A 15,843-nucleotide genomic window follows, 5' to 3' on the forward strand; every position below is an offset into this window, starting at 1 on the left:
ATGATAGCGTCAGCGCTCGCCCTTGACCTGGATCAGATAAGGTGGCGTCAGGCCCGCGGGGATGGCGGGCAGATGCTGGAGGATTGTCAGGTTAGGATCAAGCGCCCGGCGCAGGTGATCGGCGAGCGCGGCACTGGCCTTGTCGATATCGCCCGCGAGCAAGGCGTCATAGACGCGTGTGTGCTCTGATATCATTCTGGAAATTTCCTCCTCTGTGCGGAAATTGGCGAAGGTCGAGTGGGTGGCGATCAGCACACGCTGGCTGCGACGAACTGCCGAAAGAAGCACGGTGTTGGGACAGGGCGCAAGCGAGTCAAGATGCAGGTCGGCCTCAGCTCTCTCCAGCTTTTCCGGCGCCTGCGGATAGGAGCCAAGGGATTTCAGCCGTAGCCGCCGCTCCTCGAGGGCGGGCTTGTCGAGAGAGGCGTAAGCCTGGCGCAGCGCTTCCGGCTCCAGCAGGCGGCGCATGTCGTAGTGATGGCGGAAAACCCTGGCGCTGAGCGGGCCGGCATACCAGCGATTGTTGCTGTCCTGCTCGATGATGCCGCTGCGTTCGAGCTGCGTCAGCACTTCATGGGCAATGGTGCGGCTGACATCGTAGTGCTGGGCAAGGGCGGTTTCGTTCAACAGGAAGCGGCCATAGGCAAGACAGACGGCAACGGCGTGCTCGACTTCCGGATAGATCTGCTCCCGGCGGTTGACGACCGGCACGGTGAGCGAATGCGGCAGGTCAAGGCCGGCCGCAAAAAGGTCACCGCGCTGCGGATCGCCGCCTGGCACGATGTAGCCGCGTCCTTCGAAGGTTTGAACAAGGTCTTCGGACAGCAGCCGGGCCAGCGCGATCCCGGCCGGAATGCGGCTGACATTGAAGGCGCGCGCCACGTTCGTCTGGCCGAGAACGAGACCCGGCGTCAGCGCGCGCCGTTCCAGATGGTCGCGTAGAACCTGATAGATCGTCAGATAGATCGGCTCCGACCGAACAGCCGCAGCGGCGCCTTCAGTCTCCACCTCGCTCGGCATAGTCATGTCTGTTCCAGAGGTTCTCTGCCCATTGCCCGATGCGCCCGATCAGCTTGCGGGCGGTCTTGCCTGCGCGATCCATGATGAAGAAACCATGGATGGTTCCCTGCCACTCCTCGTAACAGACGTCATTTCCGGCGGCAATCAAGCGCTGTGCATAAGCGCGGCCCTCGTCGCGCAGCGGATCATGGTCGGCGGTGATCAGCAAGGTCGGCGCGAGGCCCGCGAGGTTGCTCGCCAGCAGCGGCGAGACCCGGGGATCAGCAGGCGGCGTGCCGCCGGAGAGATAATTTTCCGCATACCAGATCATCGTCGATTGATCGAGCGAAAAGCCGCTTGCGAACTCAGCGCGGCTTGCTGTGGTGCTCGAGAGATCGGTCGCCGGATAGATCAGGACCTGCCCAGCAAGCCCGACGCCAAGATGGCGCGCGCGGATCGCCAGCGATGCGCAAAGGCTTGCGCCGGCACTGTCGCCTGCAAGGATCAGCCTGCCTGCATCGAGCCCGCGCACCTCACCATTCTCCTGAAGCCAGAGAAGTGCCGCTTCAGCATCCTCGAAAGCGGCCGGAAACGGCGCTTCCGGCGCCTTGCGGTATTCGACCGACAGCACATTGGCGCGGGCGGCATTGGCGAGCGTCCGCACGGGGCCGTCATGGGTTTCGATGCTGCCGACCATCCAGCCGCCGCCATGGAGGAAGAGGATGGTTCGCCTGGCGTCGGCCCTGCGATAGAGCCTTGCCTTCAGCTTCATTTCACCGTTTGGGATTTCGAGATTCTCGATATCCGCAACCTCGTCCTTTGCCCCCCAAAGAAGGGCTAGCCGAACCTCGGAATCGGCACGCGCTTCCTGGGGCGAAAGCGTTTCCAGAGCCGGCCCGCCCAATGCGTCGATCTCCTCCAGCAGGGTTCGATATTCCTGCAACAGCCTCGATCGATCGACCGGGGCCTGGTTTTCTTGCGGCTTCATCAACTCCTCCCGCCGATTGCCTGCCGAGATGGAACAGGAAGATGACAAAAAAGTCAATTATTGAATATTGCATGCGATATTCGATCGTGTTAGCGATTGAGTATGGCAATGCTGGAAGAGGACTGGCTTGCCCAAACGGGAGGATGTCATGACAATTCGCAGTTTCATTGCTGCAGGCCTTGCATGCTCTGTGGCGCTCGCGCCGCTGGGCGCCTTCGCCTCGGATAACAAGATCGCCCTGGTTCCGGGTGGTCCACATCCCTATTTCGCGCCCTGGGAACAGGCTGCAGCTGATGCCGCGAAGGATTTCGGCATCGCCGCCGTCGACTATAAAGTGCCGAGCGAATGGAAGCTTGAGGCGCAGACCGAGCTTCTGGAAAGCCTCGCGGCACAGGGCACCAACGGCTTCGGCGTCTTTCCGGGCGACGCGGTCGGCATCAATGCCACGGTCTCGGAAATGAAGAGCAACAGCATTCCATCCGTCGCGCTCGGCGGCTGCGCGCAGGATCCGACCGATGTCGGGCTTTGCCTGGCGACAGACGTCTCCCAATCGGCCTATCTCGGCACCAAGGCGCTGATCGAGGCCATGGGCGGCAAGGGCACGATCGTTCATCTGGCCGGCCTGCTCGTCGATCCGAACACGACGCTGCGCGTCAAAGCGGTCGAAAAGGCCGTCGGCGAAACGAACGGCGCCGTCACGCTGCTGCAGACGGTCGGCGATACCGATAGCCAGGAACAGGGCGACCAGAAGATCAACGCGCTGCTCGCAGCGCAGAAGGACAAGATCAACGGGATGATTGCCACCGGATACATTTCCTCGGTGGTTGCCGCAACGGCACTCAAGAACCTCGGTGACAAGAAGATCAAGCTCGTCGGCATCGATGACGACAAGATCATCCTCGACGGCATTCGTGACGGTTTCGTCGCCGGCACGATGGCGCAGAACCCCTATGGCCAGGCCTATATCGGCGCCTATGTGCTGGACCAGATGGCGGAAGGCTGCAGCGTGAAGGCCGATGCCCCGTGGATCGCGACGCCGCAGACTGCGCATTTCGTCGATTCCGGTACGTTGCTGATCTCGGCCAAGAACGTCGATGGCTATAAGGACGACCTGAAGGCGCTGACGAAGAAGCTGCAGGCGAGCTTCAAGGACACCTATCTCTCCTGCAAGTGAGGAGAATGGCGCGGGGCCGAACAGGCCTCGCGCCAGATTATCGACATTGCCCACTTCCGTTTAACGATACCGGTCATCCCAGCGCATGGCACCCATCGACAATGATAGTCCCGTCCCCGATGCAGGCAGACGCAGCCTGCTGGGACTTTTGACCAGAGGACCGGCGCAGCTTGGTATTCTGATCATTCTTCTGATCCTGTGGGCCGTCTTCAGCAGTCTTGCGCCGGGCTTCCTGTCCCGCTTCAACCTGAATTCCATGGGGCGCTCGGTCGCGATCGATGTCGTGGTCGGCTTTGCGCAGATGGTGGTGCTGGCGACCGGCGGCATGAACCTCTCGGTCGGTGCCATCGGCGTTTGCTGCGTGATGGCCGCCGGCTATCTGATGCAGCTGGCCGGCCTTCCCATTCCGGTTGCGATCCTCCTGACCCTTGCCTTCGGCGGCTTCCTCGGCGCACTCAACGGGCTGGCCATCGTCAAAACCGGGGTCAACAGCTTCATCGTCACACTTGCGAGCGCCAGCCTGTTTTCCGGCGGTATGCTCATCTTCACCAAGGGCGTGCCACTGAACGGATTGCCGGCAACATTCGGCGCCTTCGGCCGCAGCGGCATCGGCCCGATACCATCGCTGGCAATCGTCGCCTTCGTGATCGGCGCAACGCTCTACATCCTGTTCAAGCATACGGTGCTCGGCCGGCAGGTTCTGGCCGTCGGCGCCAATGCGCGCACGGCGGAAATGTCGGGCATCCCGGTCGGGCGGATCACCATTTTCGTTCATGTGCTCTCGGGTGTGCTCGCTGGCGCTGCCGCCTTGATGCTGACATCGCGGCTTTCGGCGGCCATGCCCGCGGTTGCCGGCGACGACTGGCTGCTTCCCTCCTTCCTCGCGCCCGTCATCGGCGGCACGGCGCTGGCCGGCGGCATGGTCTCCGTCATCGGCACAATCCTCGGCGCGCTGCTGGTCGCAACCATCCGCAGCGGCTTGCTCGTGCTGCAGGTCGGGAATTTCTGGCTGCAGCTCTTCCTCGGCATCTTCCTGCTCTCGGCGATCCTCTTCGAGCGCTACCGGACGACGCTCGCCATCAGCGAACAGACGAGGCGCGCATGAAGACGCTCATTTCCCTGGCCGCACGGACGCAGTGGTCCGGCATCCTTGTCGGCGTAGTCGCCGGCGGCATCGCGCTCAGCCTCGCCTCTCCCGCCTTCATGACGGAATTCAACTGGTTCGTGATGCTGCGCAGCATCTGCGTGTCGCTGCTCGTCGCCTTCAGCCAGATGGTGATGCTCGGCGTCGGACAGATGAACCTTTCGGTCGGAGCGCTCGGCGGGCTCGTCGCTGTCGTCACCGGCGGTCTGATGGATGTCTGGGGCTTGCCGGCGTTCGTCGCCATCATCATTGGCATCGCGTTCGGCGGCTTTGCCGGTTTCGTCAATGGCTGGCTGACGGTGCGCACCGGCATCAACGGTTTCATCGTGACGCTCGCGACCGGCTCGGCCTTTGCCGGCATCAATCTCGGCATCACCAAGGCCATTCCCTTCTACAATCTCTCACCGGCCTTCGTCGCTTTCGGCAATGGGCGGTTCGGGCCTTTCCCGATGCTGCTCATCGTGCCGCTGCTGGTCACCGTGCTGCTCGTGATCTTCTTTGCGCGCACGGTCGAGGGCCGCTATATGCTGGCGGTCGGCGGCAACAGCCATGCAGCGGAACTCTCCGGCATCTCCGTTGCCTGTGCCACCATCATGGCGCATGTCCTGTCAGGCCTGCTTGCCGCGACTGCCGGCGTGCTCGCGGTCGCCCAACTCGGTTCGGCGCAGCCGACGATCGGCGCGGATTGGGTGGTCATTTCCTTTGCGGCTCCGATCATCGGCGGTGCGAGTCTCGCCGGCGGCTCCATATCCATTCTCGGCACTTTCATCGCCGTGCTCTTGGTCGGGCTGATCCAGAACGCCATGGTACTGCTGGCAGTCGATCCCTATTGGGTCACCTTCCTGCTCGGCGCGCTGATCCTTGCCGCCGTCTGGATCAACCGCTATCGCGCAATCCGGGTCGGGGAGGATTGAGATGGCGCTCGTTCTCGACAAGATCGGCAAGTCCTTCCCCGGCGTCAGGGCGCTCAACAACGCCTCGCTGGCGCTCAAAGGCGGCGAGATCCACGCGCTGATGGGCGAAAACGGCGCCGGCAAATCGACGCTGATCAAGGTCATCACCGGCGTTCACCGGCCCGACAGCGGGACCATGACGCTGGACGATGCGCCGCTGTCGCTTGCCTCGCCGCGCGATGCGATCAAGCTTGGCATTTCTGCCGTGCATCAGGAGCGCAACCTCATTCCACGCTTCTCGGTTGCCGAAAACATCCTTCTGGAGGGCCTGCCAGTTCGAAACGGCCTCGTCGATTTCCGCCGCGCCAACGACGAGGCGCGCGAACATCTGCGCAAGGTCGGCCTCGATATCGATCCGGCAACCGAGGTCCGGCGTCTTAGCGTCGCGCAGATGCAGATGGTGGAGATCGCCAAGGCTCTCAGCCACAAGGCGAAGGTGCTGCTGCTCGATGAGCCGACCGCATCGATCACCGACGCCGAAACCGAAATCCTCTTCCGCCTCGTGCGCCAGCTGCGCGATCAGGGAACGGCAATCCTCTTCGTCAGCCACAAACTCGAAGAGGTCTTGAGCCTTTGCGACCGCGTCACGGTTCTGCGCGACGGGGAAGCGACACTACGCGGCGCGCCGATGGCCGGCATGACAAGGCAGACGCTGATCGAGGCGATGATCGGCCGCGCCGAACGGCCGGTGATCGCCCGCGCAGGCAAATCACGCGAAGGCATGCCCAAGCTTGAGCTTCGCGACGTTGCCACCGCTGCCGGCCACAGCGATATTTCCTTCTCGCTGCACCGTGGCGAAATCCTCGGGCTCTACGGGCTTGTCGGCGCCGGACGGACCGAACTGATCCGCGCCATCATCGGTAAGGACAAGGTAACGTCCGGCACGATTGAGATCGACGGCGAGCCCGTGCGCATCCATTCGGTCGAAGAGGCGATCAAGCGCTTCCGCATGGGCTATGTCAGCGAGGACCGGAAACATGAGGGCGTCATCCTCGCCCATCCTATCCGCTCCAACATCGCCATGACGGTCTGGGACAGGATCGCATCCACCCTCGGCCTGATCGGCGCTGGCCAGGAGCGCAAGACCGCCGCCCCGCTTGCACGGCAACTGGAAATCCGCACACCCAGCCTGGAGCAGCTTGTCGGCAATCTTTCGGGCGGCAACCAGCAGAAGGTTTCGCTCGCCAAGTGGCTGGCAGCCGATGTCGACATCCTTTTCATCGACGAGCCGACCGTCGGCATCGACATAAAGGCCAAGGCCTATATTCACGAGTTGATCAACGGGCTTGCCGACAAGGGCATGGCGATCCTGCTGATCTCGAGCGACATGCCGGAAATGGCGGCGCTCGCCGACCGCATCCTCGTCATGCACGATTTCAGGATCGTCCACGAGCATCAGAACGACCGCAAATATGAGACGGCAAGCCGCGCCATCATGTCGGCGATCCACGCGGCCGAACCCGGCCAGACCCGCACGGCAAGCTAGGAGGAAGCATGGCCCGCATTGAAAAGATCGAACTGCGCATGGTGGACCTGCCGCCGAAGGTGAAGCGCACCGATGCGATCCAGAGCTTCGTCAGCCAGGAAACGCCAATCGTCACCATCACCGATTCCGACGGTGCTTCCGGCACCGGCTATTCCTATACGATCGGCACCGGCGGCTCCTCCGTCATGCGGCTTCTGTCGGACCATCTGGTCCCGCTGCTGATCGGCGAGGATGCCGATTGCATCGAGGCGATCTGGCACAAACTGGAATTTGCCACCCACGCCACGACGATCGGGGCGATCACGGCGCTGGCGCTCGCCGCCGTCGATACCGCGCTGTGGGATCTGAGAGCCAAAAAGCAGAAGCTGCCGCTGTGGAAACTCGCAGGCGGCGCCAAGGACAGCTGCCCGCTCTATACGACCGAAGGCGGTTGGCTGCATATCGAGAAGCAAGCGCTCGTCGAAGACGCCCTGCAGGCCAAGGCCAAGGGCTTTTCCGGCTCGAAGGTGAAGATCGGCAGGCCACATGGCGCCGAGGACTATGACCGGCTGTCTGCCATGCGCGCAGCACTCGGTGACGGTTTCGAGATCATGACCGACTGCAATCAGGGCTTTACCGTCGATGAGGCCATCCGCCGGGCCGCACGGCTGGAGGAGCTCGACCTCGCCTGGATCGAGGAACCGCTGCCGGCCGACGATCTCGACGGGCATATCCGGCTTTCCCGCTCAACCTCGACGCCGATCGCCGTCGGTGAATCCCTTTATTCGATCCGGCATTTCCGCGAATATATGCAGAAGGGCGCCTGCTCGATCGTCCAGGTCGACGTTGCCCGCATCGGCGGCATTACGCCCTGGCTCAAGGTCGCGCATGCGGCCGAAGCCTTCGACATTCCGGTCTGCCCGCATTTCCTGATGGAGCTGCATGTCAGCCTCGTCTGCGCCATTCAGAACGGCAAATATGTCGAATATATCCCGCAGCTCGACGACCTGACGACCAAGGGCATGGAGATCCGGAACGGCCACGCCATCGCTCCTTCCCAACCCGGCATCGGCATCGAATGGGACTGGGAGGCCGTGAAGGCCCGCAGCATCGCCGAGTTCACGACGGCAATCACGCAAGGGCGGTAGAACATGCAGCGCATGGGCATGGTGATCGGCCTGGAGCCGGACAAGGTCGCGGAATACAAGGCGCTGCATGCGGCTGTCTGGCCGGAGATCCTGGCACTGATCTCCGCCTGCAACATCACCAACTATTCGATCTTCCTGAAGGAGCCGGAAAACCTGCTCTTCGGCTACTGGGAATATGTCGGCGACGATTTCACGGCCGATATGGCCAAGATGGCCGCCGATCCGGCAAACAAGGCATGGTGGGCCGCCTGCATGCCCTGCCAGAGGCCGCTCGCGACCCGCAAGGAAGGCGAGTGGTGGGCGACGATGCCGGAGGTGTTTCACCTCGATTGAGGCAGGAGCGATGAACCGCCGCGCACCTATCCTGTATCGCGGATCACCGGTTCCGATTTAGCGGCAAGCCCGCGGAACTCATCAGTCCCGGAAGACGTTTTCCGTGCATCCTCGCCTGTCTCATTTCGAGTCCATCGATAATTCGCACACCCATGGAGCCGGATGTCAACGCAGCAGATCCTCGCATTCTCCGTCATCGCCATGATGATGGGGGTCTTTATCTGGGATCGGTTCAGATATGACGTCGTCGCGTGTTGCGCGCTTGTTCTCTCCGTCGCGGTCGGAATCGTCCCTCCGGACAAGGCATTTTCCGGTTTCTCCGATGATATCGTCATTATCGTCGGCAGCGCGTTGATCGTCTCAGCCGGGGTTGCACGTTCAGGCGTCGTCGACATGGCGATCAAGCGATTCTTTCCGAACCTCAATACGCTGCACAGCCAGATTGCCCTGCTGATGATCGCCGTGGCATTGCTTTCCGCGTTCATCAAGAATATCGGCGCGCTGGCGATCATGATGCCGGTCGCCTTTCAGTTTGCCCGGAGGTCTGGCGTCTCACCGTCCAAATATCTGATGCCCATGTCATTCGCAGCCTTGCTTGGCGGCCTGATGACGCAGATCGGTACGTCGCCGAATATCGTCGTCTCGCGGCTGATGGCGGAGATGACGGGCAGTTCCTTCACTATGTTCGATTTCACGCCGGTCGGCAGTGTCCTGACGATCGTCGGCATCACCTTTGTTATCTTCTTTCACTGGCTGGTGCCAAGTCGTACGAAACAGGGCAGCTCGATCGAGGAAGCGGTCGACATCAAGAACTATACCTCGGAAGCGCTGGTTACGGCTGAATCGGCTGTCTTGGAAAAGCCGATCAGCGTTCTTGTCAAACCTGGCGACGGCGAGGCAATTGCCACTGCCGTCCTGCGCGGCGCGACGCGCATGTCCCCCTTCCCTGATCTCACACTCCGGGAAAACGATATCGTGCTGCTGGAAGGCCCGCCGGCCGCGCTCGACCGCATCGTGTCAGCCGGAAAGCTGCAGCTCGCCGGCAAGCCAATCAGGGAAAGTGGGCAGATGAAGGCGGAGGTCGTCTCGATCGAGGTGGTGATCGGTCAAGAATCGCCCCTGAGGGGCCGTTCCGTCAAGCAACTTGCGCTCGCCTATACGCGCGGCGTCAATCTGCTGGCCATCAGCCGGCATGGCCAACGGCTGAAGGAGCGCCTTGCCAATCTGACACTTGCAGCCGGCGACGTGCTCGTGCTGCAGGGAAGCCGTGAGAACCTGCCAGTCGTCATGCAGGATCTTACCCTTTTGCCACTTGCCCAGCGCGAAATATTGCTCGGCACGCGCCGGCGGGCTTTCATTCCGCTGATCATCCTGGCGCTTGCCATGGCGACGACGGCGGTCGGCGTTGTGCCGGTGCCTGTCGCCTTCTTTGCGGCGGCGCTTGGCATGGTCGTCTTCCGGGCGATCCCGCTTGCCGATATCTACAAGTCGGTCGACGGCCCGATCCTCATCATGCTTGCAGCCTTGATCCCCGTCTCCGATACGCTGCGCACTTCAGGCGGCAGCGATCTCATCGCCCATGGGCTTGGCGACATCGCCAAGGGCGTGCCGGCCTGGGGCGCGCTCGGCTTGATTCTTGTCGCAGCGATGGCCGTAACGCCCTTTCTCAACAATGCCGCCACCGTGCTTGTTATGGGGCCGATCGCCGTCGGTTTTGCCACCGATCTCGGCTTCCGGCCGGAGGCCTTCCTGATGGCGGTGGCGATCGGTGCCGGCTGCGATTTCCTGACCCCGGTCGGCCACCAATGCAACACACTAGTCTTCGGTCCGGGAGGATATAAATTCTCCGACTACCCGCGCCTCGGCCTTCCGCTGTCGTTTCTGATCATTATCGCGAGCGTGCCGATGCTGTTGTACGTGTGGCCCGTAAACTGATTGCTGGTACGCGCGGGTCAACAGAACGCACCAGACGCACAGAGAGCCAGTCTTGCTACACGTTCTGCCTATGAACCGCAAAACTGCCGTAGCGCTCCCCATGGAGCATGATCCCATACTTTTCGAAAATTCTTCCATTGATTGCAGAATCGGCAATGCCACCCAAACCCGGCGTCGTATCCGATTAGCGACGGTCCTTTACCGAAACTCTCTTGCCGGCGAAACCTTCTTGACATGCTTTCGGTATGCCCGCCGCCTCACGGTGGGCGTACAGCGGGTTCTTCGTGCAGGGAAGAAGATTACAGGGCAGCGACGCTCACCCGTAGCCGGGGTGCGGCAAAATCCAGAAAGCGGCGCATCTTGAGCGGCATCTGGCCGCGGGCGAGATGGACCAGGTGGATGGGAGCGGGCTTCGGTTCGAAGTCCTCAAGCACAAGTTTGAGCGCGCCGGCCGCGACCGCTCCTGCGACCTGGTAATACAGCAGCCTGGTGACGCCAGCGCCGCGGATGGCGGCCTCGGCGGCCGCCTCGGTGGTGGTGACTGAAAGCCGCGGGCTAATCAGCACCTCTATGGCCTTTGCAGCTCCTGGCTTCTGGAACCGCCAGCCGGCCGTGGGCGTCAGGACCTCGACGTTGATGCAGGGCAGGCCCAGGAGATCGGCCGGCTCCTTCGGCACCCCGCGGCCGGCAAAGAGGGCCGGACTGCCGCAGACGACCCTGCGCACCGAGCCGATGCGGGTTGCGACCATGGCGCTGTCGGGCAGATTGCCGATTCGCACGGCCATATCGACATGTTCTCCGACGAGATCGATATTCCTGTCCGTCAGCATCAGCCGCACGTTGATAGCCGGAAAGGCTTCCAGGAAGTCGGTCACGACAGGCAGCACATGAAAACGGCCGAACTGCACTGGCGCAGTGATCACCAGTTCGCCCTTTGGCATTGCGAATTCGCCCGATGCCTGACGCTCGGCCTCTTCCACTTGCTCGAGGATGCGCCTTGCCGCCTCGATATAGGTGGCGCCCGCATCGGTCAGGGCAATCTTCCGGGTGGTGCGGGTCAACAGCTTCGTTCCCAGCAGCGTTTCCAGTTCGGTGATCCTGCGGCTCAGCGTCGGCAGGGGAATTTTCAGCGACCGGCCGGCCGCAGACAGGTTTCCCTTATCCACCACCTCCAGCAGCATCGACATGGCTTCGAACCGATCCATTTATTCTTCCAATTTTTGGTAAAATCACTTTCATGCAGAGCATATTCTCTTTCCGATTGGAAATCGACACATTGAGTTCGCCAAGCCAATCACAGCTCGGCTGTCCCAAAGGAGATTTCCATGTCCCGTATTTCCATCCCCGCCCGTGACGATGTGCCGGAAGCAGCCAAGGCGACGCTGGATGGCATCCAGAAGGCGCTCGGCTTCGTCCCGAACCTGTTTCGTCTGATCGCCAACAGCCCGGCGGCCCTGGCGGCATTCACCGGTCTTCAGGGTGGGCTTTCTAAAGCGCTCGATCTCAAGACGCGTGAGCGGATCGCGCTTGCCGTCGCAGAGGTGAACGGCTGCGGCTATTGCCTGTCCGCCCATACCTATCTCGGCCTAAACCTGGCAAAGATCAGCCCGGAAGAAATTGCCCTCAACCGCAAGGGCGCATCAGCCGATGTCAAGGCGAATGCCGCCGTCGGCTTTGCGGCAAAGATCGCCGAGGCACGCGGACATGTCGCCGACGCCGATATCGCTGCCGTGCGCGCTGCAGGCTTTTCGGATGCGCAGATCGTCGAAATCGTCGCTCTGGTCGCCGAAAACACTTTCACCAACTATCTGAACGAAGTCGCCAAGACAGATATCGACTTCCCGGCAGTCTCCGCTGTCAATGCGGCCTGACAGACGAGGAGCGGGGCTGGCGCTCCGCCCCTCCCAACCCTTTGAGGAGATGGATCATGTCCTATGGATTTCTCGACATAGCCTCGACCCCGAGCGTGCGTGCCGCGCAGGCGGAAATGGGTGTCCAGGACTTCTGGACGAACCTGCCGACCGACCGCAGCTTCGACCGCTTCAGCGAAAACGAGCGCGCCTTCATTGCTTCCCGCGACAGCTTCTACATGGCCACCGTTTCCGAAACCCACTGGCCCTATGTGCAGCACCGGGGCGGTCCGCAGGGTTTCCTGAAGGTACTCGACGATCGCACACTTGCCTTTGCGGACTATCGCGGCAATCGCCAGTACATCAGCACCGGTAATCTCGCCGCCAATGATAAGGTGTGCCTGTTCCTGATGGATTATCCTCGCCGCGCACGGCTGAAGATCTATGCCCATGCCGAAAAGCTGGGGCTTGATGCCGATCCGGCGCTCGCCGAGCTGCTTGTTTCGCCTTCCTATCGCGCAAAGCCGGAACGTCTCTTCCGCCTGCGCCTCGAAGCCTTCGACTGGAATTGCCCGCAGCATATCACGCCGCGCTATACCGAGGCGGAAATTGCCGTCGCCGTAGAACCGCTTCGTCAGCGCCTGACGGAGCTGGAAGCAGAGAATGCCGCCTTGCGGGCACAGGTCGCGCGCGGAGATGTCGGCTAAAACTCGGCTATTGCGCTGAGACCGCGCCCCTGTCTGTCAGCAACAGCGAGGCAGAAGGGGACGGCATATCTAACATTCCTATTGCGGCTCCTCTTCATCCGAAGTGAGCAGCTCAATGAGCGCAGCAACCCTGCCGGTCGCCAGGCGTCGCCCCTCACCCATCAAGGCCTCGTCATTATTGACCCACGCAAATGCCTCTGCAAGCTCGGCCTGCGTTGCACCGGTCGCAATGACGTCGGCCACAAGTGTATTATCAACAGGTCCAAGGATGGCGATGACATCGTCTGAAGTCATTGTCATATCCATTCCTCCTCTCTTTACCTCCGCTTGAACCTAGTGACGCTGTTGGAAAGATCAATTTTTCTGTCGGGAAGTTCCTCGCCGATATAGGCGCGATGGGGCTCGATGGGGCGGTTCGTATGCGTGGCGGTCACGTTCGACTGGGCAAAAGCGGGCGCGCCGACAAGCAGGACACTGACAGCGATCGAAATGAGTTTTTTCATGGTAATGCTCTCCGGGCATGAATATTGCGCGTTGACGATTTTTGCCAGGGGCAAGGCCCTGGATAGTGAATGCGGCGATCGGACCTTCTCGCCGCGGTCGACATGAACCCACGGCAAGCTCTGGGCGCTGCAGCCATGATTTCTCCCTTTTCATTGTAATGGTAAGGTGGATGGTGCCGGCATGAAACATCCGGGGACGCATTGAGGCTGACATATGGCAAGCAAGCGCAGGATCAGAGACTGCCTCTCGATGGCGATCCTTCTCGCCGGCCTTGCGGGCGCTGCGGCGGCCGACCAGCCGGATCCGTTTGGTCAATTCGGCGAACGCTGCCTCGGGCGGGGGCCGGATTTCCAGCGCACCGTCGCCGCTGCGAAGGACCGGAACTGGCCGGCTCTTGCAACGGATATGATGACCAGCCTCACGCCGGTGGAAAATCCGGTCGCGCTGGAAGGCTGGAATCTGACCGCGGAAGGAGATGGCTCATTTGAAGCCCTCGTCGTCGCGCGGGCGTCTGTGGGCGAGAGCAGGGTGGAAAGCTGCACCATGGCCTTCGCGGAAATCGATGCCGCGGCCTTTGAGCGTCGCCTCGTCGATGAGACACGCGCCAAGGCATCAGGCGCGAAGAATGGTCAGGGGCGCATCAGGAAATTCTTCGAGGCGTCGTCTTCCGAGCGCAGGCAAGCGATCACGCTCGACCTGCCTCTCTATCCGAACGGAAACGACGAAGTCGTCGTCAGCGTCGTCTCGGAGCAGCAGATCGAAAACTGATCAGATGATCGGGTTTGCCCTCGTGTCGCCGGCGGGACTGTCGGTTGCGCGGCAGTTCGGCGATCCGCCCCGACGGTGGAAATCCCGGCAAGGCAGGGTCGCGAGAGGGCAGATGCCCCAGAAATCCCGCCAACCTTGTTACTCCTGCATATCGGCCGCCCGGGCTTACGCTCCTCGCCGATCATCAGGGAACCCCTCCTGATGGCAAGGTCAGTCATAGGAGCATGTCTTGAACATCGGAAACAAAACGGTCCTGATATCAGGCGCCAATCGCGGCATCGGCCGGGCTCTCATGGACGAAGCGCTACGTCGTGGTGCAAAGCGCGTCTATGCAGGGTCGCGCAGCGAGCAGCGCCATGAGGATGAGCGCGTCACCTTCGTCAAACTCGATATTACCGACGAGTGGGATGTCCTGAAGGCGGCTGCCACTGTCGAAGACCTCGATATCCTCATCAACAATGCCGGCATCTTCATGCCCGACGATCTCACCGATAAAGACATCATCAATTGCCATCTGGCGGTCAATTTCTTCGGGCCGCTAAGGGTGACCCAGGCCTTTGTCCCGGCACTGATGCGATCGAAGGGCGCCATCATCAACAACCTCTCCCTGTCGGCGCTGGTGCCGGTCGCTTCCACACCGGCCTATTCGGTCTCGAAGGCGGCGGCACATAACCTGATGCAGGCCTTCCGGGCGCTCCTGTCAGCGCGCGGTGTCGCGGTACACAGCTGTTTCACCGGACCCGTTGATACCGATATGACGCGCGGCTTCGAGGTGCCGAAGTCGCCACCCGGCCTGGTGGCGGCAGGAATATTCGACGGCTTCGAAAGAGGCGAAGAGGATATCTTCCCCGATCCCTATTCCGAACGCATTGCCGATGGCTGGCGCACCGGCGTCATCAAGGCTCTCGAGCAGGAATTTGCCACTTACGCTCCGCCGGCAGCTGAGGCGGCTCAGGACTGCTGTCACCACTGACATTCTGTTGCGTGCGAAAGGCCTTGCCGCGCCGTTCGCCGCAAGCGGCTGCCTACTTCATATAAAGCGAACGCGAGCGCTCCAGATGTTTGAGCACTGCGGCCTCCGCGCCATCGGCATCATTGGCGGCAAGCCGCTCCAGGATCTCTTCATGTTCGGCGAGCGTATATTTTTCCTTGCCGGTCCAGATCAGCATTTCCGTATGATATTCCTTCAGCCATGCCAGCATGGCTTCGCTGACGGCCACATAGATCGGGTTGCCGGAAATCTGGGCGATGCGGGTGTGGAACCGCATGTCGGCGGAAATGAATTCTTCGGCATGGCCGAGGGATGCGCGCTGATGGTCGATGATTTCGCGAAGCGCCTCGACATCAGCCGGTTTGGCGCGTTGCGCCGCTTCACGCGCCATGCCGCGCTCGAAGAAGATACGGGCGCTTTTCAGGTGCTCCAGCGAATCGGCCGATTGCGACAGCATGATCTTCGCCGTCAAATCGACCTGCCGGAAGATCGACTGGGCGGTCAGCTTCAGGACCTTCGCGCGCTCGCCGTGCGAGATGCTGACGAGGCCCTTGTTGGCGAGAGATTGCATCGCCTCGCGGATCGCCGGACGACCGACGCCGAAGCGTTCCATCAGGACGCGCTCGGAGGGCATCTCGTCGCCCGGTTGCAACTCTCCTGACGTAATCAGCCGTTCCAGCCGGTCAAAAACCTCGTCAGACAGTTTTCGACGGACAATAGGTTCGATGGCTGAGGTCATGGCGTCTCGCTGGCTCAAATCTTCCCTCCCTTAACATTTCCACCGACCGACGACAAAGCGCGCCACGCGAAATTCACACCTGTTGAAAATTTCCATTGCAGAAAATGGAATACTCATTATACCAGATTACAAGTTGACGCCATGG

General features: G+C 61.4%; 17 protein-coding genes. 11 read left to right on the forward strand and 6 right to left on the reverse strand.

What is annotated here, in order from left to right:
- Positions 1 to 9: 9 nt before the first annotated feature.
- Both KQ933_RS30180 and KQ933_RS30185 read right to left on the reverse strand, forming a co-directional pair.
- Positions 10 to 1,026, reverse strand: a complete 1,017-nt coding sequence (locus KQ933_RS30180; RefSeq protein ID WP_216759650.1) for a GntR family transcriptional regulator — start codon at positions 1,024 to 1,026, stop codon at positions 10 to 12.
- Positions 998 to 1,987, reverse strand: a complete 990-nt coding sequence (locus KQ933_RS30185) for an alpha/beta hydrolase (RefSeq protein ID WP_216759651.1) — start codon at positions 1,985 to 1,987, stop codon at positions 998 to 1,000. Before KQ933_RS30185 ends, KQ933_RS30180 begins: the two co-directional genes overlap by 29 nt.
- A gap of 148 nt (positions 1,988 to 2,135) precedes the next feature.
- Between KQ933_RS30185 and KQ933_RS30190 the strand changes: the two genes are divergently transcribed.
- From KQ933_RS30190 to KQ933_RS30220, 7 genes are all read left to right on the forward strand, one after another.
- Positions 2,136 to 3,161 (forward strand): sugar ABC transporter substrate-binding protein, encoded by a 1,026-nt coding sequence (locus tag KQ933_RS30190; RefSeq protein WP_216759652.1) that lies wholly within the window; start codon positions 2,136 to 2,138, stop codon positions 3,159 to 3,161.
- A gap of 85 nt (positions 3,162 to 3,246) precedes the next feature.
- On the forward strand, positions 3,247 to 4,266 hold the full coding sequence (locus KQ933_RS30195) for an ABC transporter permease (RefSeq protein WP_216759653.1): 1,020 nt from the start codon (positions 3,247 to 3,249) through the stop codon (positions 4,264 to 4,266).
- Positions 4,263 to 5,219, forward strand: coding sequence for an ABC transporter permease (locus tag KQ933_RS30200; protein ID WP_216759654.1), 957 nt, complete (start codon positions 4,263 to 4,265; stop codon positions 5,217 to 5,219). The genes KQ933_RS30195 and KQ933_RS30200 overlap by 4 nt, the downstream gene beginning before the upstream one ends.
- A 1-nt stretch (position 5,220) precedes the next feature.
- Positions 5,221 to 6,744, forward strand: coding sequence for a sugar ABC transporter ATP-binding protein (locus KQ933_RS30205; protein ID WP_216759656.1), 1,524 nt, complete (start codon positions 5,221 to 5,223; stop codon positions 6,742 to 6,744).
- Positions 6,745 to 6,752: 8 nt separating this feature from the next.
- Entirely contained in the window at positions 6,753 to 7,871 is a 1,119-nt protein-coding gene (locus KQ933_RS30210; protein ID WP_216759658.1) for a mandelate racemase/muconate lactonizing enzyme family protein, read from the forward strand.
- A gap of 3 nt (positions 7,872 to 7,874) precedes the next feature.
- Positions 7,875 to 8,204: an L-rhamnose mutarotase gene (locus KQ933_RS30215; protein ID WP_216759659.1), complete on the forward strand. Its 330-nt coding sequence runs from the start codon at positions 7,875 to 7,877 to the stop codon at positions 8,202 to 8,204.
- Positions 8,205 to 8,366: 162 nt separating this feature from the next.
- Positions 8,367 to 10,139: an SLC13 family permease gene (locus tag KQ933_RS30220; RefSeq protein ID WP_216759660.1), complete on the forward strand. Its 1,773-nt coding sequence runs from the start codon at positions 8,367 to 8,369 to the stop codon at positions 10,137 to 10,139.
- A gap of 299 nt (positions 10,140 to 10,438) precedes the next feature.
- Here the strand turns inward: KQ933_RS30220 and KQ933_RS30225 are convergent, their stop codons facing one another.
- Positions 10,439 to 11,344: a LysR family transcriptional regulator gene (locus KQ933_RS30225; protein WP_216759662.1), complete on the reverse strand. Its 906-nt coding sequence runs from the start codon at positions 11,342 to 11,344 to the stop codon at positions 10,439 to 10,441.
- Between the two features lie 120 nt (positions 11,345 to 11,464).
- On the opposite strand from KQ933_RS30225, the gene KQ933_RS30230 reads away from it, so the two are divergent.
- Positions 11,465 to 12,010, forward strand: coding sequence for a carboxymuconolactone decarboxylase family protein (locus KQ933_RS30230; protein ID WP_216759666.1), 546 nt, complete (start codon positions 11,465 to 11,467; stop codon positions 12,008 to 12,010).
- Between the two features lie 56 nt (positions 12,011 to 12,066).
- Positions 12,067 to 12,696, forward strand: coding sequence for a pyridoxamine 5'-phosphate oxidase family protein (locus KQ933_RS30235; protein WP_216759667.1), 630 nt, complete (start codon positions 12,067 to 12,069; stop codon positions 12,694 to 12,696).
- A gap of 78 nt (positions 12,697 to 12,774) precedes the next feature.
- Here the strand turns inward: KQ933_RS30235 and KQ933_RS30240 are convergent, their stop codons facing one another.
- Entirely contained in the window at positions 12,775 to 12,996 is a 222-nt protein-coding gene (locus KQ933_RS30240; RefSeq protein WP_216759669.1) for a hypothetical protein, read from the reverse strand.
- A 17-nt stretch (positions 12,997 to 13,013) separates the two neighbouring features.
- Positions 13,014 to 13,199 carry a hypothetical protein gene (locus tag KQ933_RS30245; RefSeq protein ID WP_216760920.1) on the reverse strand — a complete coding sequence of 62 codons (186 nt, stop codon included), beginning with the start codon at positions 13,197 to 13,199 and terminating at the stop codon, positions 13,014 to 13,016.
- A 214-nt stretch (positions 13,200 to 13,413) separates the two neighbouring features.
- Here KQ933_RS30245 and KQ933_RS30250 point away from each other — a divergent pair, with 214 nt between their 5' ends.
- Entirely contained in the window at positions 13,414 to 13,968 is a 555-nt protein-coding gene (locus tag KQ933_RS30250; RefSeq protein ID WP_216759670.1) for a hypothetical protein, read from the forward strand.
- A gap of 229 nt (positions 13,969 to 14,197) precedes the next feature.
- Positions 14,198 to 14,941, forward strand: coding sequence for an SDR family NAD(P)-dependent oxidoreductase (locus tag KQ933_RS30255; RefSeq protein WP_216759672.1), 744 nt, complete (start codon positions 14,198 to 14,200; stop codon positions 14,939 to 14,941).
- 52 nt (positions 14,942 to 14,993) lie between these two features.
- Here KQ933_RS30255 and KQ933_RS30260 read toward each other — a convergent pair whose 3' ends face one another.
- Complete coding sequence (locus KQ933_RS30260) at positions 14,994 to 15,698, reverse strand: transcriptional regulator NanR (RefSeq protein ID WP_216760890.1); 705 nt, start codon at positions 15,696 to 15,698, stop codon at positions 14,994 to 14,996.
- Positions 15,699 to 15,843: the final 145 nt, after the last annotated feature.

Origin of the sequence: Rhizobium sp. WYJ-E13 (assembly GCF_018987265.1) — a bacterium.
Lineage (GTDB): Bacteria > Pseudomonadota > Alphaproteobacteria > Rhizobiales > Rhizobiaceae > Rhizobium.

Coding starts and splice junctions, on each gene's coding strand:
- KQ933_RS30180 (WP_216759650.1), bottom strand. CDS start 1,026: ATGACTATGCCGAGCGAGGTGGAGACTGAAGGCGCCGCTGCGGCTGTT.
- KQ933_RS30185 (WP_216759651.1), bottom strand. CDS start 1,987: ATGAAGCCGCAAGAAAACCAGGCCCCGGTCGATCGATCGAGGCTGTTG.
- KQ933_RS30190 (WP_216759652.1), top strand. CDS start 2,136: ATGACAATTCGCAGTTTCATTGCTGCAGGCCTTGCATGCTCTGTGGCG.
- KQ933_RS30195 (WP_216759653.1), top strand. CDS start 3,247: ATGGCACCCATCGACAATGATAGTCCCGTCCCCGATGCAGGCAGACGC.
- KQ933_RS30200 (WP_216759654.1), top strand. CDS start 4,263: ATGAAGACGCTCATTTCCCTGGCCGCACGGACGCAGTGGTCCGGCATC.
- KQ933_RS30205 (WP_216759656.1), top strand. CDS start 5,221: ATGGCGCTCGTTCTCGACAAGATCGGCAAGTCCTTCCCCGGCGTCAGG.
- KQ933_RS30210 (WP_216759658.1), top strand. CDS start 6,753: ATGGCCCGCATTGAAAAGATCGAACTGCGCATGGTGGACCTGCCGCCG.
- KQ933_RS30215 (WP_216759659.1), top strand. CDS start 7,875: ATGCAGCGCATGGGCATGGTGATCGGCCTGGAGCCGGACAAGGTCGCG.
- KQ933_RS30220 (WP_216759660.1), top strand. CDS start 8,367: ATGTCAACGCAGCAGATCCTCGCATTCTCCGTCATCGCCATGATGATG.
- KQ933_RS30225 (WP_216759662.1), bottom strand. CDS start 11,344: ATGGATCGGTTCGAAGCCATGTCGATGCTGCTGGAGGTGGTGGATAAG.
- KQ933_RS30230 (WP_216759666.1), top strand. CDS start 11,465: ATGTCCCGTATTTCCATCCCCGCCCGTGACGATGTGCCGGAAGCAGCC.
- KQ933_RS30235 (WP_216759667.1), top strand. CDS start 12,067: ATGTCCTATGGATTTCTCGACATAGCCTCGACCCCGAGCGTGCGTGCC.
- KQ933_RS30240 (WP_216759669.1), bottom strand. CDS start 12,996: ATGACAATGACTTCAGACGATGTCATCGCCATCCTTGGACCTGTTGAT.
- KQ933_RS30245 (WP_216760920.1), bottom strand. CDS start 13,199: ATGAAAAAACTCATTTCGATCGCTGTCAGTGTCCTGCTTGTCGGCGCG.
- KQ933_RS30250 (WP_216759670.1), top strand. CDS start 13,414: ATGGCAAGCAAGCGCAGGATCAGAGACTGCCTCTCGATGGCGATCCTT.
- KQ933_RS30260 (WP_216760890.1), bottom strand. CDS start 15,698: ATGACCTCAGCCATCGAACCTATTGTCCGTCGAAAACTGTCTGACGAG.